Origin of the sequence: Pseudoalteromonas qingdaonensis, from assembly GCF_038739665.1 — a bacterium.
GTDB classification, from domain to species: Bacteria; Pseudomonadota; Gammaproteobacteria; order Enterobacterales; family Alteromonadaceae; genus Pseudoalteromonas; species Pseudoalteromonas qingdaonensis.
Window position 1 is genome coordinate 104147 of the sequence record NZ_JBCGCU010000006.1, and the last position, 18340, is coordinate 122486.

Genomic DNA, 18340 nt, shown 5'->3' on the forward strand with positions numbered 1-18340 from the left:
AACAAACAACAAAGGTCAACAGACCCTGTATATCCAGCATCTTTTACAGAGCGGCTTCAAGCTCAGGTAATACCTCGAACAGATCCGCTACCAGACCATAGTCGGCCACCTGGAAGATAGGAGCATCCGGGTCTTTATTGATGGCCACAATCACCTTAGAGTCTTTCATACCTGCTAGGTGTTGAATGGCACCACTGATACCCACGGCAATGTAAAGGTTAGGAGCAACGATTTTACCCGTTTGACCTACCTGCATATCGTTAGGTACGAAACCTGCGTCTACCGCGGCACGAGAAGCACCAATGGCGGCACCTAGCTTATCGGCAATACCTTCAAGCAGCTTGAAGTTCTCACCGTTTTGCATGCCACGACCACCCGAGATGATCACATCGGCAGCGGTAAGCTCAGGGCGCTCAGACTCGGTCTGCTCTTTTGATACAAATGCGCTGTTGCTAGAGGCAATCACATCAGCAATTGCTTCAATCGGTGCGCTGCCGCCCTGCTCGGCAATATCAAAGGCACTGGCACGTACGGTGATGATGTGCTGTGACTCCAATGATTTCACCGTGGCAATGGCGTTACCGGCATAAATTGGACGCTTAAAGGTTTCGGCGTCGATTACGTCAATAATGTCCGATACCTGTGCTTTATCAAGTAACGCGGCAACACGTGGCATCATGTTTTTGCCTGTGGTGGTGGCGCTGGCGAAGATATGGCTGTAATCGGCGCTTAGCTTAACCACTAGGTCGGCACAGTTTTCTGCTAGCTGATGTGCGTACTCAGCGTTGTCGGCTACTAGAACGCGACTTACACCACTAATAGTGCTTGCTTCTTGAGCCGCAGCCTCCAAACCTTCACCAATAAGAAGTAGGTCGATATCGGCGCCAACTTTAGCGGCCGCATGCACTGTTTTTGCCGTTTCCGGCTTTAGTTGACCGTATTCGTGTTCAGCAATAACTAATGATTTCATGACACCACCTTCGCTTCATTCTTCAACTTACTGACCAGGGTTGCTACGTCTTCAACGATCACTCCACCTTGGCGCTGACTTGGCTCTTCAACGCTTACCAATTGCACGCGAGGGGTAAGATCAACACCCATATCGGCGGCATTTTTAACATCCAACGGCTTACGTTTAGCCTTCATGATGTTAGGTAAAGATGCATAACGAGGCTCGTTCAAACGCAGATCCGTTGTCACGATTGCCGGCAGTGTAAGGGCCACGGTTTGCAGACCACCGTCTACTTCACGGGTCACATTCACCTTACCGTCGTTTAGTTCTACTTTTGAGGCGAAGGTGCCTTGCGGCCAACCACGCAGCGCTGCCAGCATTTGACCTGTTTGGTTGTTGTCGGCATCAATACTTTGCTTACCTAAAATCACCAAATCTGGCTGCTGTTCGTCAATGACCTTATCAAGCAACTTGGCCACATGCAGTGAGTCCAGCTTATCTTCGCTTTCAATATGAATAGCGCTGTCGGCACCCAGAGCTAATGCGGTACGCAGTTGCTCTTGAGCGGATTTATCACCAATAGTCACGGCCACAACTTCGGTCGCTTTACCCGCTTCTTTTAAACGAATCGCTTCTTCGATGGCAATTTCACAAAATGGGTTCATCGCCATTTTTACATTGGCCAAATCCACATCACTTTTATCAGCCTTAACGCGTACTTTTACGTTGTAATCGATTACACGTTTAATGGGCACTAATACTTTCATATATGCTCCTAATAGAGACGCAGGAAGATGGGGATACGGCTAAAACCCGCATAATCACTATTTTGACACCACAACCTGACGTTAACGTAAACTTATTTATTTTGATGAAATCAGCCTACTTCCTGTTGACGTAAACGTCAACCTAAAATAACCTTGGAGCACTATCTTTTGTGTAACGATTAATTTGCATTTCGTAACACTTTGACCGTCATCAATAGCAGGGGATTATTATGGTAGAACGTGAGACCATGGAATTTGACGTGGTGATCGTAGGCGCAGGGCCTAGCGGCCTTGCCAGCGCCATTAAACTTGCGCAGCTTGCACAAGAACAACAACAAGAATTAATGATATGCGTGGTAGAGAAAGGCTCGGAAGTCGGTGCTCATATTCTCTCCGGTGCGGTATTTGAAACCAAGGCCCTTGACGAGCTGTTGCCAAACTGGAAGGAGCTAGGCGCTCCGGTAACCACAGCTGTGACCGAGGATGAGATCTATTGGTTCAACGACGAGAAAAGCGCCAAGTCCCTGCCCCACTTTATGGTTCCTAAAACCTTCCATAATAATGGTAACTACATTGTTTCCATGGGTAATGTTTGTCGCTTTTTGGCCGAGCAAGCCGAGCAGCTTGGGGTAGAAATCTTCCCAGGCTTTAGCGCCCACGACCTTATTATCGAAGACGATACGGTGAAAGGCATTATTACCGGTGATATGGGACTGGATAAAGACGGCAATGAAAAGCCAGGCTATATGCCGGGCATGGAACTGCGCGCCAAGTACACCATCTTTGCCGAGGGCTGTCGTGGTCACCTGGGTAAGCAGTTAATTAATCAATTTGCCCTGGATAAAAACAGCTCGGTGCAACACTATGGCATCGGCTTTAAAGAGATCTGGCAAATAGATGCGGATAAACACCAAGCCGGTAAAGTAGTCCATGGTACGGGTTGGCCTTTATCAGGTGATACCAACGGCGGTGCCTTTATGTATCACGCTGAGGACAACCAGGTGGTGGTTGGTTTAATCGTGGATTTGAACTATTCAAACCCGCATCTAAGTCCATTTGATGAATTCCAGCGCATGAAGCATCATCCTGTGTTTGCCGATATGCTCAGCGGCGGTAAGCGCCTGGCCTATGGTGCCCGCGCCCTTGCCAAAGGTGGTCTGCATTCTTTACCTAAGATGCACTTCCCAGGCGGTTTATTGGTAGGCTGCGACGCCGGTACCCTGAACTTCGCCAAGATAAAGGGTAATCACACGGCGATGAAGTCTGGCATGCTAGCTGCGGAAAGTATTTTTGCTGCGCTTAAAGCAGACCAACAACATACGGATCTGGTTGACTTCGCAGATCGCTTTGAAGCGTCCTGGTTGTATGATGAGTTATACCGCTCGCGTAACTTTGGCCCGGCCATGCACAAGCTGGGTAAGTTCTTAGGCGGTGCTTATAACACCCTAGATCAAAACCTGTTTGCCGGTAAACTACCCTTCACCTTTAAGGATAATACCCCGGATTACGCCACCTTGTTACCGGCAGCGCAAACGCCAAAAATTGATTACCCAAAACCAGATGGCCAGCTCAGCTTTGATAAATTGTCCTCGGTATTTTTATCAAATACCAATCACGAAGAGTCGCAGCCTTGTCATCTTAAACTTAAAGATGCCAGCATCCCTATCAAGGTGAACCTGGCGCGCTTTGATGAACCGGCGCAGCGCTATTGCCCAGCGGGTGTTTACGAAGTGGATAACAGCGAAGGCGAGCCTAAGTTTGTGATCAATGCGCAAAACTGCGTGCACTGTAAAACCTGTGATATTAAAGACCCTAGCCAGAATATCACCTGGGTAACCCCAGAAGGTGCCGGCGGTCCAAACTATCCAAATATGTAATACCAATTCACTTAAATAGCTAATCATTCTAGCGGGCTAATTATCATGCTCACTGTGTTGGAATTTTTCGATGTAGATTACTACACAAGAAAAATTCCGCCTTGTGATCATCTCATTTATACAGCGCTATCTCTGATCACATACCTAACAGAATTGGTATAAACCTTTTCTATATCCTAAGTTGCAACTGGGGCGTCAGCCCCTTTTTTGTGCCCAAATTCAAACATTTACTATACTATGAATAAGCACTTAGGCAGCCGAGGAAGAACAATGCCACAACAATCAGTGACCTTTCGCTTTTTAGCCGAGCCCACAGACGTCAACTTTGGCGGTAAGGTGCATGGCGGCGTAGTAATGAAATGGATAGATCAGGCCGGTTACGCCTGTGCCGCTGGTTGGAGCGGCCATTATTGTGTGACCGTGTCGGTGGCCGGGGTCAAGTTCAGCCGCCCCGTACTTGTTGGCCAACTAATTGAGGTTGAGGCCAGTATCGCCCACACCGGCAAAACCAGTATGCAAATCTTTATTCAGGTGCGCTGTGGCGACCCAAAAACCCAGCATATGGTGGAGACCAACCATTGCGTGATCAGCTTCGTCGCCATGGATCAAGCTGGCTACCCGGTTGAGGTACCCGAGTTTGTCGCCAAAACCACAGAGCAAAAACGCCTCGAAGCCTACGCCATACGGATGAAAGAAATTGCCATAGAAACGGAAAATCTGTTGCAGCAAACCACAGACAAGGGCTAGCCCTAATATTAACGCTGGTATCGAATGCTCGGTGCCAGCCCTTGAATTAAACCGGCGCCGCCGATACACTGGCGCGCTTATTTAACACCTAATAGTATTGCCGTGACCACATCCTTTGCCATCGACGCCATAGGCCATATCCGCTCACCCTATAAACAAAAGTTTGCCATTCCCAGGCAGCCACGCTTAGTGGATACCGCTCGTGCTCAGTTGGTGCTGACGGGCGAATTTAATCACGAAGAGTTTGTTCGCGGCATTGAAGAATTCACCCATATCTGGGTGCTGTTTCGCTTTCATGAAACTGCCGATAAGGGCTATTCCGCCTTGGTGCGCCCACCTCGTTTAGGCGGTAATGCGCGCAAAGGAGTATTTGCCACCCGTGCCACCTTTCGTCCCAATGCCATAGGCATGAGTGCGGTGGAGCTGCTTGGTGTTGATTATGCAAACGGCCAAGTCACATTACAGCTCGGTGGCGTCGACTTACTTGATGGCACTCCGGTGCTGGATATCAAACCCTATCTGCCTTATTCCGACGCCCTGCCCGATGCCAGTGCCGGGTTTGCCGACACCCGCCCGCAAACCCAGATGACGGTGAGCTTTTCCGAGCAGGCGCTGACCTTTATCGCCAAGGTCGATCCTGCTTTACAGCTGCAAACCTTTATTACCCAGGTATTGCAGCAGGACCCGCGTCCGGCCTATAAGAAAAACAAAGAAGGGACGCAAAGTTACGGCATGACCTTGTATGATTTTAATATTCGCTGGCAAGTTGATGGCGAGCATAATCATGTCGAGCAAATATCGCCACTTTAGCGCTTTGCCCACGGGCGCAGCACTGCTAAACTAGCGCCCATATCTATTTACTAATAACAAAACGGAACCTTCATGCGTACCAGTCAGTATTTACTTGCGACCTTGAAAGAAACCCCTTCAGATGCCGAGGTGGTAAGCCACCAGCTTATGCTTCGCGCCGGGATGATCCGCAAATTGGCCTCGGGCCTGTACACCTGGCTTCCAAGCGGTGTAAAAGTACTTAAAAAAGTAGAAAACATTGTTCGTGAAGAAATGAACAAGGCCGGCGCCATCGAAATGCTGATGCCCATTATCCAACCCGCCGAGCTATGGCAGGAGTCGGGTCGTTGGGAGCAATATGGTCCCGAGCTACTACGTATTGAAGACCGTCATAATCGTCCGTTTGCCTTAGGTCCAACGCATGAAGAAGTGATCACAGATTGCATTCGTCGTGAAGTAAGCAGCTATAAGCAGTTACCTATCACCTTGTATCAAATTCAAACCAAGGTGCGCGATGAAATTCGCCCGCGCTTTGGCATCATGCGCTCACGCGAGTTTATGATGAAAGACGCCTACTCTTTCCACCTGAGCGAAGAGTGTTTGGCGCAGACTTATGAAAAGCTGCACCAGGCTTACTGTAATATCTTCGACCGTTTAGGTCTGGATTACCGCCCTGTATTGGCCGATACCGGCTCTATCGGCGGCAGCTTCTCCCATGAGTTCCACGTTTTAGCCGAATCCGGCGAAGACGCCATCGCCTTTAGCGACGGCAGTGATTACGCCGCCAACATCGAAAAGGCAGAAGCCTTAGCACCGAGTGATGCACGCCCTGAGCCAAGTAAAGAGCTGCAAAAGTTCGACACCCCGAATGCCAAAACCATTGCCGAGTTAAAAGAGCACTATGGTGTAAAACCACACCGCGGCGTTAAAACCCTGTTCGTTTACGGCGAAGAAAACGAGCAAGGCGAGCGTGGCCTGGTAGCCCTTGTGGTACGTGGCGACCATGAACTGAACGAATTGAAAGCCGAAAAGCTGGCCGGTGTGTTCTCACCGCTGGAAATGGCTAAAGAAGAAGACATAGTAGCCACCGTTGGCGCTCGTCCTGGTTCACTTGGCCCGGTTGGCCTTACTGTGCCAATCATTGTTGATCGCAGTGCGGCGGTAATGGCTGACTTTGTTGCCGGTGCCAACAGCGATGATGTGCACTACAGCGGCATCAACTGGGAGCGCGATGTAACTGGCTATGAAGTTGCCGACATACGTAACGTGGTTGAAGGCGATCCAAGCCCTTGTGGTCAAGGTACTTTAAGCATTAAGCGCGGTATCGAAGTAGGTCATATCTTCCAGCTTGGCACTAAATACTCAGAAGCCATGAACGCTGGCGTATTAGGTGAAGACGGTAAAAACCAGACCATGACCATGGGTTGTTACGGCATTGGTGTTAGCCGTGTGGTTGCCGCTGCTATTGAGCAAAACAACGACCAGTACGGTATTATCTGGCCTAAGAATATCGCCCCGTTCGAGGTGGCCATTGTGCCTATGAATATGCACAAGTCACACCGTATTCCTGATATTGCCGAGCGTTTTTATAGCGAGCTGCAAGCAGCCGGTGTGGATGTGTTGTTCGATGACCGTAAAGAGCGCCCGGGCGTAATGTTTAACGACATGGAACTGCTAGGTGTGCCTTATACCCTGGTTATTGGCGAGCGTAACCTGGATAACGACGAAGTTGAGCTGAAAAACCGCCGTACCGGTGAGAAAACCATGCTTAAAATCGACGATGCGGTGGCCGCTATTGTTGCCAAGCTACAACAAGACTAGGTCGCAGCTCACAGCTAAGCTCACAACTGGGCAAAAGAAAAAGCCAGTCTCATCAGGACTGGCTTTTTTAATGTCATTGATAGTCTCGATAAAACTCCCACATATCGACCTTAGTGCCATCATCCAAGACACAATACTGTCGCCGATTAGCAGCTCTACCTTCACTTAGGGTCTGTTTATCTTTGCGGTTTACTTTATGTTCAATCTAAACGCATTCTGATCACGACGCTCGTTATGATGCATAGTCATTCTATGTTCATAGCGAGTAACACAGAGCAGGATGCGTTTAGATGAACCCGTAGGGCAGCGCTTGTAGCGCATTTCTACTGTGTTGTTACATGTTCATGTAGAATAACTACACCACACATGTGCCGCCTTGTATAAATACACTACAAACTGCTGCAGAAACGAACAACAAAGGTCAACAGACCCTAGGTAATGTCCGCCCTGCTCAACGCAAAAGCGTATCGCTGGATTGCCCATATCGCCTGGCTGCAATTCGGTGGCTGGCTGCTGCTCGCAAGCGGCAACAACACACAGTGACACTAGCATTATTACTACACGCATCTGTGCCTCCTTAATCCTTGGTTTTACCACATCAAATTTTGCAGCTAACGCAAATTTACTAACTCCTGTAATTTATTTCTTATTGCTTTAATACCGGTACATCGGGTGCCAATGCCGTAACCCGGATTTGCACGCGATAAAACTGAACCCCCTCTTCGGGCACCTTGATTTTAACCAGGTGGCTTTTAAGATCCGTCCCTTGATAATAGCTTAAACGCAATTATTCGCCATGGTAGCTGTGCGCCGGGAAGCCGGTTCCGCACTGAGCCGCTGCGTCAATCTGAGTGCAACTAACATGAGCCGTGCTGCCTTCTTTCTATCACCGCCAGCTTTACATCCCTTATCTGCGCCCCGGTGCGATTAATAAAGTCGACACCAACAAATGCATCGCCGCCATTAATAGTGGACTTACAGCCACCGACAAAGAACAATAATAACAAGATCAGCATTGTCATGGATTGTTCTTTTTTTAGACTTCTTATTGTCATTCGCGCCTCCTAGGCTGGATTCTACTACTCTGGAATGAAGCTGATTATGGATACGAATAAGCGCACCTACTACCGAGCCGTTTTTATATCAGATGTACACTTGGGCTATAAAGACTGTAAGGCTCAATATCTATTGGACTTCTTAAACAGCATACAGTGCAACCGACTTTATTTAGTCGGTGATATTGTCGACCTTTGGTCGATGAAACGTCGCTTTTTCTGGCACCCCAGCCATTACCATGTGCTTGAAGCCCTAAAAGCCAAAGCTGATGAAGGCACACGGGTTATTTATGTGCCGGGCAACCATGATGAAACCTTCCGCCGCTACGACAAAGACACCCTGATGGGGGTGGAGGTGCATCGTCAGTTTGTGCATACCACGGATGACGGCAAGCGCTTTTTAATTCTCCATGGTGATGATTTCGACTCGGCCACCCGCTACAACAGACTCATTCGAGTGGCAGGCGATGCCGCCTATGATTTTTTGCTGTTTCTAAATCGTTGGCATAACCGTTTTCGCCGTCTCTTTGGTGGTAATTACTGGTCACTGGCGTCTTGGATAAAAGCGCGGGTTCATAAGGCGCAAGCGGCAATAACCGCATTTGAAAATGCCGCCATTCATGAAGCCAAGCGCCAAGGCTACGATGGTATTGTTTGTGGCCATATTCACCAGCCACAGATGCGAGTCAGTGATGGCATTGTTTATTGTAACGACGGCGACTGGATAGAAAACTGCACTGCCCTGGTCGAAAACGAGCATGGTCGTATGGAGCTGCTACACTGGTCTGATACTCAGCATGTGGTGGCAACCAACACCCTGGCGGAAGTGAACAGTAAAGCAGCGTAATTATTCTACAAGGGCCACACAAGTTGGTGGCCAAGGTTGCATATCGCGGCTAATTCACGTACTAATAATTGTTCACTATAACGACAATAATGGAAGTGAATCTATGTCTGACGAGCAATTATCTGGGCAACAAAGCGTGGCTGGGGATGCCAAGCTAGATACTGCGTTTTTCGGTCACCCTAAAGGCCTGCAAACCCTGTTCTTCACCGAAATGTGGGAGCGCATGAGTTATTACGGCATGCGCGCCATGTTGGTGCTTTTTATGACCGCCTCCTTGCAACAAGAGGGTCTGGCCTTTACCGTGGCCTCCGCCGCCGCTATTTATGGTTTATACACGGGGGCTGTGTACTTTTTAGGCCTGCCCGGCGGCTGGATCTCAGATCGCCTCCTCGGCGGCCAAAGAACCGTCTGGTATGGCGGTATCATTATTATGTGCGGCCATATTATTCTTGCCATTCCTCACCCCAGCTCCTTCTTTATCGGCTTGATATTCGTGGCCACAGGCACAGGTTTACTTAAACCCAATATCAGTGCCATGGTCGGTCAGCTCTATAAAACCGAAGACGAGCGCCGCGACAGTGGCTACGCCATCTACTATATGGGGATTAATATCGGCTCCATGATAGGTTATGGCGTCTGTGGTTACTTTATGGAAAATCTTGGCTGGCACTGGGCTTTTGGTGCTGCCGCCGTGGGCATGGCCTTGGGTTTGGTGCAATATCGCTTTAGCCAGGGTTATATTGCCGGTATTAACGACAGACCCGCTAATCCGCTGTCAACCAAAGGGACATCCCTGGCTTGGACTGTGATCGGCGCCTTTATCGCTATTGTTATCCTGACCGTTATTGCCACTTACCAAGGCTGGTTGGTGATCAACCCAGTGGCACTGGCCGGCTCTGTGGCCATCGTCTTTACCATCACCTTCTTTATTTATTTTGGCCATATCTATTTTATGGGTGAGCTCACCGAGAGTGAAAAAAAGCGCATGTGGGCGCTGTTTTTGGTGTGTGTGGCCTCGGCCTGTTTCTGGTCTGGCTTTGAGCAAGCCGGCTCGTCGCTGAACCTGTTTGCCCGTGACTACACCGACCGCTTAGTGGGCAGCTTTGAAATTCCGACCGCTTGGTTCCAATCGGCTAACTCAATTTTCATTATTGTACTGTCGCCATTTTTCGCTGCCCTGTGGATCAATATGGCCAAGCGCATGATCACCCCTTCTTACAGCGTAAAATGTGCGGTGGGCTTAATCATTATGGCCACTGGCTTTTTGGTGATGTTTTTTGCCGCACAATACGCCGCTGATGGTCTGAAAGTAGCACCTTACTGGCTTATTACTACCTACTTCCTGCATACGGTCGGTGAGCTGTGCTTAAGCCCGGTAGCCTTAAGTGCCGTAAGTCGTCTGTCGCCCGCTCGCTATGTGGGACAAATGATGGGGGTGTTTGTACTGACCTATTCCATCGGCAATATTATCTCGGGATTACTGGCCGGCTCGTTCGACCCGGAAAATGTGCAGCAGATCCCAGGCTTATATATGCAAATCGCCCTATTCAGCATAGGCGTGGGTATAGTTCTGGTGCTGCTTAACTTTAAAGCCAAGTTTTGGGAGCGCGCCAATGACACCGATGAGCTCAGGCTCAATACCAGCCCAGGCGAGCAAGCCGAAGAGCAAAAAGTGTAATTAACTAGCTATCCAACTAGGCCTCTGAATTCAGGGGCCTTTTTTATAAATAGAGCAAATAATATCCTGACGACAGGCCCTACCAGTCACATGAAAATACACTCTTTTACGCATAAGTATGAATTATTTTGTCATATTATGTATTATTGCCCCGAATTTTTATGCAGTATCAGGTAATAGTATATGAACTCCTCTCACCAAGTCCTTGGCGCCAGCGCCTCGGCACCAGCAAGTTCATGGAATCGTCACGACACTCATTGGCTGCTTAGCCTTTTTGGTACCGCCGTTGGTGCGGGTATCTTATTCTTACCCATTAATGTGGGCTTAGGAGGGTTTTGGCCCCTAGTGATTATGGCGTTGGCCGCCTTCCCCATGACCTATTTAGCGCACCGCGGCTTAGCCCGTTTTGTACTCTCGTCAAAGAAGGACGACAGCGATTTTACCGATGTGGTGCAGGAACATTTTGGCATCACTGCTGGGCGCCTTATCTCCTTGCTCTACTTTCTTTCCATCTTCCCGATTTTATTAATTTATGGCGTCGCTTTAACCAATACGGTAGATGACTTTCTCGTCCATCAGCTCGGCATGAACTCACCACCGCGCGCGCTGCTTTCGGGTGTACTGGTGGCGGCCATGGTGGCGGTAATGCTAGGCGGCGAAAAGCTGATGCTGCGCGCCTTCGCATTCTTGGTTTACCCCCTGGTAGCTGTATTATTTGGCTTATCGTTATACTTAATTCCGCACTGGCAAATGCCTTCGATGAATATGGGCAGCGCTCCAGAGCTTGCGAAAAACCTTTGGTTAGCGGTGCCTGTGATCGTTTTTTCATTTAGCCATGCCGCAGCAATTTCCAGCTTCGCCAATGCCCAGCGCCGTCACTATGGCGAGCAGGCACGTAGCAAATCCGACAGAATCTTAAAGTACACCGCCATTATGCTAATAAGCTTTGTGCTGCTATTTGTATTCTCTTGTGTGTTTGCGCTCTCCAGTGAAGAGCTGTTAGCGGCCAAGGAAGCCAATATCTCTGTGCTTTCTTATCTTGCCAACACCTATAACAACCCACTGCTTGCCTATGCTGGCCCGCTGATCGCCTTTGTTGCCATTACCTCTTCTTTCTTTGGCCACTTTTTAGGTGCCCGTGAGAGTTTTAACGGTTTGGTAGTAAAGCATTCGTCACTAAGCTATAGCGGCGCCGATAAACTGGGTGTGGCGCTGATGTTTATAGCTATCTGGGTGTGTGCCATTTATAACCCCAGCATCCTGGGTATGATGGAAGCGATTTCCGGCCCTATTATCGCCATGATCCTCTTTATTATGCCCATGGTTGCCGTGTACAAGGTGCCGGCTCTAGCGCAATACCGAGGTAACCCCAGCACCCTGTTTGTCTTGCTGGTAGGCGCCTTAGCGGTATCGGCCTTGATGTATAGCCTGCTTGGTTAACCGCTAGGAAAATGAGCTTCACATAAAAAATCCACCCAATCATAGGGTGGATTTTTTATTTGAGTGCTGGGTGTAATTAGAAATTCACCGTCACTTCCGCCGAGCAGTTTGACGTGCCTGACTCACACACCTTATAGACAACGGAACCACCACCACCGAAGGAGTCGGTATGAGCGCCATCATTGGCCGTGGAAAAGGTCGCCGTATTACGTTTTTTGCTGCGATACACATCGACATTATTGCCGTTGGCGTTGCTCCAGGTTAAATCTACATAACGCGTACCTTTTGAAGCATAGCCGGATGCCTGTAGGCTAATGTCACTCGTTGAGCCGCCAGTTACTGTCAACACTTCTGTGCTGCTGTGCGAGTCACCATCATTATCGATGACCGTCAAGGTGACGCTATAACTGCCATCTGTGCTGTAATTGTGCGAGGTCGCCTGACCAGTGGCGGTGCTACCATCACCAAACTCCCAGCTGTAACTACTGATGCTGCCATCGCTGTCAGAGCTGGCGCTGGCGTCAAAATCACAACTTAGTTCGGTGCAGCTAAAGCTAAATGCACTGCTTGGTGGTGTATTCGGTGTACCACCTCCCTCATAATCGCCAACAAGCGAAGCACCTGAGAAGCTGTTATAACCCAGTACGGTTACATAATAGGAGCCCGTTTGTGGTGATTCGAAACTACAACTCTCGTTATTTCCTGCTATGTAGGGACGACAGTCATAGTCACTGCCGCTGGGTTTAGAGCCAAACTTCACATAAAGATCCGCATCCCCGAGGCCACTAGACATATTAAATTCCAGATTTGTTGCCCCCGCTGGCACAGCCAGCTTGTAGTCATAGGAGTCGCCACTGGCGCCGGAAAGATTTTCAACCGGCACGCCTTTAACTAAGCTCTCGGGCTCTGGGGGCTCAGGTAAATTGCCCACATCACAACCATCGGCGAACAAGTCAAACATCGCCTTAGCCTTGACTATACCCCAGCCATAGCTGTTATCTCTTCCCGCGCTGCCGCGGTCTTCAGCCGATATCGCCATAGCGGTACGTAGCTGATCATTGCTACAACTTGGATAGTGACTCCATACTAAAGCGGCAACGCCAGCGACATGAGGAGTGGCCATGGAGGTACCGCTCCAGGCCGCGTAACTGTTATTAGGCAAAGTGGAATTAACCGCCACGCCGGGCGCGGCAATTTCCACCTGGCTGTTGTACTGGGAGAAGCTGGCTTTATTGCCGTTAGAGTCCACCGCTGCAACCGAGACCACGGAACCATAAGAAGCCGGATAAGACATGCTGCTGTTACCGTCATTACCCGCCGCGGCGATAGAAAGCAGGCCATTAGCGTGAGCATTATCAAACGCAGCTTGCTCGGCACTGCTTGAGCCGCTGCCGCCAAGGCTCATGCTGATCACCTTGGCGCCGGCCGCCATACATTGATCGACCGCAGCAACCAGATCCGAGCCATACGCCCAGTTGCCGCTACTGTCGAACACCTTAACCATATGCAGGCTTAAATTACCGCTGGGGTTCACCCCCACCACGCCGGTGCCGTTTCCGCCCAAGGCTGCTATGGTGCCCGAGACATGAGTGCCATGACCATGGCCATCTTCATACCAGTTACCGGAATTATAGCTGCCGTAACCGTCATCCCCAGTAACGCCCGTGTTGGGCAGGTCTTCATGGCCCAAATCATAACCTGTGTCCATGATACAGACCTTCATATTACCGGTTAGGGCGTCACTGACTTGGTTTGCTTGTACCATAGAGATGCCATAAGGCATGCTTTCGGCCATCAAATAGCGCTTTTGATCGACCTCGACAAACTCTATGTCTTTTCTGTTTTTAAATTGTTTGGCCGCTTGCGCAGGAAGCGTAACCGCAACGAGGCGATGCTTGTCGAGCTCACGTTTAACCTTACCCCGATTATTACTCACAGCTGTCATCACCGAGGCTTTTTGCCCTGGTTTGAATTTGACTATATAGCGCTGCTCTTCGTTGGCCGCCTGTGCAGCGCCTGCGAGTGATAATGCAGACAGCACAGCTGTCGCTACCAGGGGTCGTTTTATTTTCAGCATAGATGGATTCCTAAGTTGGTTTATACCTTATCTTCCAGCGGGGCTGGATAGCTGGAACCACTTGCGCTGATCCGCCCCTGACTTTGCCCTCTTTTACTTTTAATTACGGCTTGCTGTTAATAAAAGGTGAACAAATACCAAAAAGAGTATAGCAGGCGATTTTATCGTCGGAAGAAATCGGTACACAAACGAGGGGGAATATAGAAATTGGCAGGTTATTTACATCCTTGTAAATTGTTAATTCTGGTTCGCTAAAAAACGCTCTTTAACGCAAATAATGCCTGCCCCAGTGCCGGAACATTGGCACAGATGGGGAGCAGTCGTAAAGTGAGGGGCCAAAGATGCCCAGGGACTTGGGCTATTGACTGCTTACTAAACTCCAAAGGATAGTCAAAATAAACCAGTAAATAGAGCACATTAGCCAGACCAAGGCGGTAGCCATCTAACTTATACTCACTTTGGTTCTCAAGCACTAAGGTAATCTGATTTACCGAGGCCCTCGCCCCTGAGCTGCCCACATCATGATCATGAGTCAAGGTGTAGCAAACCTTTACCTTGGCAATCTGCTGACGAGATAGCACGGCTTTTTCACTTAACTGAGCACATGCCAATGGGCTTATCTCAATTTGCTCGGCACTCAAAGTCAGCAACTTTTTCTTATCGGCGCCAAAGGTGCGCCAAAAGACAATGCGCTTAAGCATCAAGACACCGACCAAGGCCGGAAAATAGATAAATACAAAGCCTCTAGGGCCAAAATGGGGCTCAAGGATAAAAGGCAGCGGCGCTAACGCCAGTACCATAAGGGCAAACAGCCATTCCTTTTTTGGCGAAAGCGTCGCCAGCAGCCTAAGTAATGGCAGCTTAATAACACTGTGCGGGGAAAGCCCCTTTTGCCCTTTAAAATGGACGTAGGAAAACCATACAGGATCGGTAAGTTCTAGCTTCATAATTGAATTAGCAATTAATTTAATACATTCATCATGACCCAGCGGCCACCGATTTGGGCAAATTTACACTGCCCGCTTTTGACGGCATCCTTTTTATCAACACGGCTGGTATCGAACGAATAATTGACCCAAATCTCTTCGTCGTAATTATACTTTTCTGCATTTTCGCGCGTATCTTGATAGATGCTGGTTTTGGCATTTTCGATTACTTGTACGTCTTTGGTACGAAAGTTTCTAATACCCTGATAGCTACCCTTGGTGTAATAGGTATGGACTTTTGCCAGATACGGCGTCATGGCCTTTTCTTCTTCTGGATTCAAATCTCTTACCAGCGGCTTTAACAAGGCTGCATCATTATTTTTGACTGCCTCGGCTGCTTTTACGCAATTTTCAATTGGCACACTGTAATCCGATGCCTCAACGCCAAGGGATAAAAAAGACATTATCCCCAATAAGTTAATTGTCCTCATGCTTCTTCCTTAATCTAAATATAGTGAATCATTCTCAAGGGATTCACCCAGTTAAAAATACTTTATTAATGATGCAAGGATTACCCCAATAACCGCAATTACTGCGCCAATACGCACATGCACCATGATCGGCATCGCCAGTTTATTTGAACGCTCCAGAGATACCGGATAATGCCAATGTGTAAGAGCTAGCAATAATGCCTGTGCATTCACACTCATCCCTGTCAGCGCAAGGGTATCACCTTGATCAGTATAAAAGGTTACATCAACTACATAAGCATGTTTTAGGTTTTGCTGTCCTAAGCTTGCGTTTTCTATGTCTGGCTTACCAACAATATAGTAGTTCCATTTCACCACAATTCGTTTCACCTGCTCTTTATGCAGTTCCCGTGCTTGCCTGTCTGTAAACAACAGCGCAGGTAGAAATAAATGCTCTTCCTTAACAACAATATCACTACAAGGAGAAGCGGCTACAAAGTAATGCTTATTGCTGATATAGGCTCGTGCTAGCCAATAACTGAGGTAGGTTAAAGCGATAAATACACAGGCAGCAACCCAATTTCCCGAAGATGCTGTCAAGCCAATTGTCACCAAAGCGAAAATTCCGGCCGTCACCCAAGGGGTTAAAACTTTGTCTTGTGGTAAGGGCATGGCAAAGCGCGCTATGGTGTGTGTTGGTTTTATTTCCTTACCAAGAGCGCCTAATGGGAAAATATCCGTTACAGTCTCTTTTGTGTCATCGGCTTGTAGTCCCTTTGTGTTCCGAGTAGGTCTGTGAACGCTGTATTTAAGGCCCGAAGCGCTGAGCAACTCCATCGTCTGCTGTGCTTGGTGTAAGCATGAAAAAGATAAGATCTTAATTTCACCGTTTCCATTTTTATAAGTAATGGCGAGATCATTCTTATGTTGCCGTTGGCTGAAAGTTAGCTCTGTGATGGAGGTCAAGGGAATAGAGCGTTCATAAATAACACAGAAAGTCTTGCCAAAAAAACTAAACTGACTTCGAATCACCAATGCCTTTGCCTGCAACAATAATCGTTGTTGAAACGCAAATAAAACAGCCACAAATAGTGTATTAATCACAATTGCGGTTATATCTTGGCTGAGCACACTAAATAAAATCAACACAACGAAGGGGGCTGCAGCCCCCTTTGCTACCCATTCATTTATAGATGTTATTTGCTGGGTATTTTTCACTGCTACTCCTTAACTCTTAATGACATCCGCATGTTTTTTAATCGGTAAAAGAGGGGGGACGCAAAACAAACCGGCGGAATGCTCCGCCGGATTTATACATATATAAATTAAGAGACACGACGCCCCCTTAGCATTATTTTCTATATATCAAGTACCCACTTTGTGGTGCCTGGCAATTGCTCAAAAACACAGCTATCCACATAACCGATATCCTTACTTCCTGTCCCGTTATTATCCCATTAAACAATAACTTGGGCGGTATCACTTGGTGTCTCCTGAGACAAGGACACCGAGCGCTGTACATATGCTCCGGCCTCATCTAGGTGACGCCTATGCTTGGCGGCGACTTTCTTAAGTTTTTGTGCCATTTTTGGCTTAAGGGGTCCTTTGAACTTTTCTTCAACAAAGGTCCACATTAAGTCCATATCATTGTCACGCATAGCATTTCGCCACGTGTGGCATTTTTCGATAAAAACGTCGGCTTGGTTATTTTCGGCTGCAAACTCCACATTGGTACTGTCTTGGGCGGCCAAGCCCTGGCTCAAAGGTAGAAGCGCAACAAGGCTGAGTCGAAGTGTATTCATCTATTGCTCCGTGCTTATATATTCAAGTGAATAAAAACTAAAAGAAAAATCAAAAAATAATATCGTTCATCAAGCTCGCGGCTCATTTAAAGCTGCCCTTTTGCCAGATAAGAAACCATGGCTTTTTCTGCTTCAGGGCTCAAATCTCTCACCAGTGGTTTTAACGTGGCTGCATCATTACTCTTAACTACCTCGGCTGCCTTTACGCAGTTTTCGATGGGTGTCGAGTAATTTTGAGCTGCAGCGCTAAACGAAGTAACGGCCATCAGTGCTAATGTCAGTTTGTTATCAATCCAGGCTTTCTAAATATTCCACAATATCCAGCGTGGCTTGGGTTATATCTTTCGTGGCATATCCGCTTGGCAAGGCTAACTGGCTGTCCTGCGTCTTATCCCATTTGAGCTCTTTTAAGGTCAACATAAAACCCGCATCCAGATCTTCTATGCGTTGTGGAATAGCGTCATGAAAATAGGTAAATTGGCGAAGAAACTCATCCAGGTTGTCACTTAACCCCAGCCCAGACTGGGGTAACAGCATTTGCTCCTTTAAACGCTTTTTCAGCCAAACTAATTGAGCGGCGCTAACAGGTGCCTGGATGCCGCCTTGCGTCTCAACTTTGTACACCACAAAATCGTCACGAATACCATCAAACTGCCCAGCCTCGGTGGAATTAAACACAACCGAACTGGGATCAGTCCTTGGGTCTAATGACATTTCCCATATATCCTGCTTAGTAAGAGAGCCCGTTTGTGCCGCCATTAAGGTTAAATCTTGCTCACGGATAGCCGAAATGGCCGCATAATCGCGAAAATAGATGAGCTTACTGGCATGAATGACAAAATACGTACCTGTCGATGCCTTGGTGATTTGCGACAGATTAATATCCGCGAACTTGTAGTGATTAGCTATTTTTGTGTCACTGAGGTGCAGAGCAGCCTCACCAACTATTTGGTTTTCCTCGTCAGTAACAGTGTAAACCAGTGATAGGGACTCTGTGGCGAGTAAGTGGGTAGAAAAAATGAGTAAAGATATTAGAGCTAGAGATAGGCGCATATTCATAATCCTTTGATCCTGCAATCCTGTGACATTAGA

Annotated in this window: 18 protein-coding genes; 7 read left to right on the plus strand and 11 right to left on the minus strand. The window is 48.1% G+C overall.

Annotated features, from left to right (window positions below):
* Nucleotides 1–43 precede the first annotated feature (43 nt).
* Together WCN91_RS07335 and WCN91_RS07340 are read right to left on the minus strand one after the other, a co-directional pair.
* Complete coding sequence (locus WCN91_RS07335) at nt 44–970, minus strand: electron transfer flavoprotein subunit alpha/FixB family protein (RefSeq protein ID WP_342677726.1); 927 nt, start codon at nt 968–970, stop codon at nt 44–46.
* Nucleotides 967–1719: an electron transfer flavoprotein subunit beta/FixA family protein gene (locus WCN91_RS07340; RefSeq protein WP_342677728.1), complete on the minus strand. Its 753-nt coding sequence runs from the start codon at nt 1717–1719 to the stop codon at nt 967–969. The genes WCN91_RS07335 and WCN91_RS07340 overlap by 4 nt, the downstream gene beginning before the upstream one ends.
* Before the next feature lie 230 nt (nt 1720–1949).
* Between WCN91_RS07340 and WCN91_RS07345 the strand changes: the two genes are divergently transcribed.
* The 4 genes from WCN91_RS07345 (at nt 1950) to WCN91_RS07360 (ending at nt 6953) form a co-directional block, all read left to right on the plus strand.
* Complete coding sequence (locus WCN91_RS07345; RefSeq protein ID WP_342677730.1) at nt 1950–3596, plus strand: electron transfer flavoprotein-ubiquinone oxidoreductase; 1647 nt, start codon at nt 1950–1952, stop codon at nt 3594–3596.
* A gap of 270 nt (nt 3597–3866) precedes the next feature.
* Nucleotides 3867–4343, plus strand: a complete 477-nt coding sequence (locus WCN91_RS07350; RefSeq protein WP_105199913.1) for an acyl-CoA thioesterase — start codon at nt 3867–3869, stop codon at nt 4341–4343.
* A gap of 102 nt (nt 4344–4445) precedes the next feature.
* Nucleotides 4446–5153 carry a tRNA (N6-threonylcarbamoyladenosine(37)-N6)-methyltransferase TrmO gene (gene tsaA, locus WCN91_RS07355; RefSeq protein ID WP_342677733.1) on the plus strand — a complete coding sequence of 236 codons (708 nt, stop codon included), beginning with the start codon at nt 4446–4448 and terminating at the stop codon, nt 5151–5153.
* Nucleotides 5154–5225: 72 nt separating this feature from the next.
* Nucleotides 5226–6953, plus strand: coding sequence for a proline--tRNA ligase (locus tag WCN91_RS07360; RefSeq protein WP_342677735.1), 1728 nt, complete (start codon nt 5226–5228; stop codon nt 6951–6953).
* 73 nt (nt 6954–7026) lie between these two features.
* Here WCN91_RS07360 and WCN91_RS15170 read toward each other — a convergent pair whose 3' ends face one another.
* The 3 genes from WCN91_RS15170 to WCN91_RS07370 all read right to left on the minus strand — a co-directional run bounded on the left by WCN91_RS15170 (nt 7027) and on the right by WCN91_RS07370 (nt 8008).
* Complete coding sequence (locus WCN91_RS15170; RefSeq protein ID WP_425416021.1) at nt 7027–7158, minus strand: DUF333 domain-containing protein; 132 nt, start codon at nt 7156–7158, stop codon at nt 7027–7029.
* Between the two features lie 441 nt (nt 7159–7599).
* Nucleotides 7600–7740, minus strand: a complete 141-nt coding sequence (locus WCN91_RS07365) for a hypothetical protein (RefSeq protein ID WP_342677737.1) — start codon at nt 7738–7740, stop codon at nt 7600–7602.
* Nucleotides 7741–7810: 70 nt separating this feature from the next.
* Nucleotides 7811–8008, minus strand: coding sequence for a hypothetical protein (locus tag WCN91_RS07370; protein ID WP_342677739.1), 198 nt, complete (start codon nt 8006–8008; stop codon nt 7811–7813).
* Between the two features lie 46 nt (nt 8009–8054).
* Here WCN91_RS07370 and WCN91_RS07375 point away from each other — a divergent pair, with 46 nt between their 5' ends.
* The 3 genes from WCN91_RS07375 (at nt 8055) to WCN91_RS07385 (ending at nt 11973) form a co-directional block, all read left to right on the plus strand.
* Nucleotides 8055–8855, plus strand: coding sequence for a UDP-2,3-diacylglucosamine diphosphatase (locus WCN91_RS07375; protein WP_342677741.1), 801 nt, complete (start codon nt 8055–8057; stop codon nt 8853–8855).
* A 103-nt stretch (nt 8856–8958) separates the two neighbouring features.
* On the plus strand, nt 8959–10533 hold the full coding sequence (locus WCN91_RS07380; protein ID WP_342677743.1) for a peptide MFS transporter: 1575 nt from the start codon (nt 8959–8961) through the stop codon (nt 10531–10533).
* 183 nt (nt 10534–10716) lie between these two features.
* Complete coding sequence (locus WCN91_RS07385) at nt 10717–11973, plus strand: SLC5/6 family protein (protein WP_342677744.1); 1257 nt, start codon at nt 10717–10719, stop codon at nt 11971–11973.
* A 76-nt stretch (nt 11974–12049) separates the two neighbouring features.
* Here the strand turns inward: WCN91_RS07385 and WCN91_RS07390 are convergent, their stop codons facing one another.
* The 6 genes from WCN91_RS07390 to WCN91_RS07415 all read right to left on the minus strand — a co-directional run bounded on the left by WCN91_RS07390 (nt 12050) and on the right by WCN91_RS07415 (nt 18301).
* Nucleotides 12050–14050 carry a S8 family serine peptidase gene (locus WCN91_RS07390; RefSeq protein ID WP_342677746.1) on the minus strand — a complete coding sequence of 667 codons (2001 nt, stop codon included), beginning with the start codon at nt 14048–14050 and terminating at the stop codon, nt 12050–12052.
* Nucleotides 14051–14301: 251 nt separating this feature from the next.
* Nucleotides 14302–14997, minus strand: a complete 696-nt coding sequence (locus tag WCN91_RS07395) for a hypothetical protein (protein ID WP_342677748.1) — start codon at nt 14995–14997, stop codon at nt 14302–14304.
* A gap of 14 nt (nt 14998–15011) precedes the next feature.
* The gene (locus tag WCN91_RS07400) at nt 15012–15467 is read right to left on the minus strand and encodes a hypothetical protein (RefSeq protein ID WP_342677750.1); all 456 of its coding nucleotides are present in this window, start codon (nt 15465–15467) and stop codon (nt 15012–15014) included.
* A 51-nt stretch (nt 15468–15518) separates the two neighbouring features.
* Nucleotides 15519–16664 carry a hypothetical protein gene (locus WCN91_RS07405; RefSeq protein WP_342677752.1) on the minus strand — a complete coding sequence of 382 codons (1146 nt, stop codon included), beginning with the start codon at nt 16662–16664 and terminating at the stop codon, nt 15519–15521.
* Nucleotides 16665–16903: 239 nt separating this feature from the next.
* Entirely contained in the window at nt 16904–17248 is a 345-nt protein-coding gene (locus tag WCN91_RS07410) for a hypothetical protein (RefSeq protein WP_342677754.1), read from the minus strand.
* 288 nt (nt 17249–17536) lie between these two features.
* A complete protein-coding gene (locus WCN91_RS07415) occupies nt 17537–18301 on the minus strand; it encodes a hypothetical protein (protein ID WP_342677756.1) in 765 nt (254 codons plus the stop codon).
* Nucleotides 18302–18340 lie beyond the last annotated feature (39 nt).

Excerpts from the sequence above, each read along its gene's own strand:
- WCN91_RS07335 (WP_342677726.1), bottom strand. The coding sequence starts at position 970 with ATGAAATCATTAGTTATTGCTGAACACGAATACGGTCAACTAAAGCCG.
- WCN91_RS07340 (WP_342677728.1), bottom strand. The coding sequence starts at position 1,719 with ATGAAAGTATTAGTGCCCATTAAACGTGTAATCGATTACAACGTAAAA.
- WCN91_RS07345 (WP_342677730.1), top strand. The coding sequence starts at position 1,950 with ATGGTAGAACGTGAGACCATGGAATTTGACGTGGTGATCGTAGGCGCA.
- WCN91_RS07350 (WP_105199913.1), top strand. The coding sequence starts at position 3,867 with ATGCCACAACAATCAGTGACCTTTCGCTTTTTAGCCGAGCCCACAGAC.
- WCN91_RS07360 (WP_342677735.1), top strand. The coding sequence starts at position 5,226 with ATGCGTACCAGTCAGTATTTACTTGCGACCTTGAAAGAAACCCCTTCA.
- WCN91_RS07370 (WP_342677739.1), bottom strand. The coding sequence starts at position 8,008 with ATGACAATAAGAAGTCTAAAAAAAGAACAATCCATGACAATGCTGATC.
- WCN91_RS07375 (WP_342677741.1), top strand. The coding sequence starts at position 8,055 with ATGGATACGAATAAGCGCACCTACTACCGAGCCGTTTTTATATCAGAT.
- WCN91_RS07380 (WP_342677743.1), top strand. The coding sequence starts at position 8,959 with ATGTCTGACGAGCAATTATCTGGGCAACAAAGCGTGGCTGGGGATGCC.
- WCN91_RS07385 (WP_342677744.1), top strand. The coding sequence starts at position 10,717 with ATGAACTCCTCTCACCAAGTCCTTGGCGCCAGCGCCTCGGCACCAGCA.
- WCN91_RS07390 (WP_342677746.1), bottom strand. The coding sequence starts at position 14,050 with ATGCTGAAAATAAAACGACCCCTGGTAGCGACAGCTGTGCTGTCTGCA.
- WCN91_RS07395 (WP_342677748.1), bottom strand. The coding sequence starts at position 14,997 with ATGAAGCTAGAACTTACCGATCCTGTATGGTTTTCCTACGTCCATTTT.
- WCN91_RS07400 (WP_342677750.1), bottom strand. The coding sequence starts at position 15,467 with ATGAGGACAATTAACTTATTGGGGATAATGTCTTTTTTATCCCTTGGC.
- WCN91_RS07410 (WP_342677754.1), bottom strand. The coding sequence starts at position 17,248 with ATGAATACACTTCGACTCAGCCTTGTTGCGCTTCTACCTTTGAGCCAG.
- WCN91_RS07415 (WP_342677756.1), bottom strand. The coding sequence starts at position 18,301 with ATGCGCCTATCTCTAGCTCTAATATCTTTACTCATTTTTTCTACCCAC.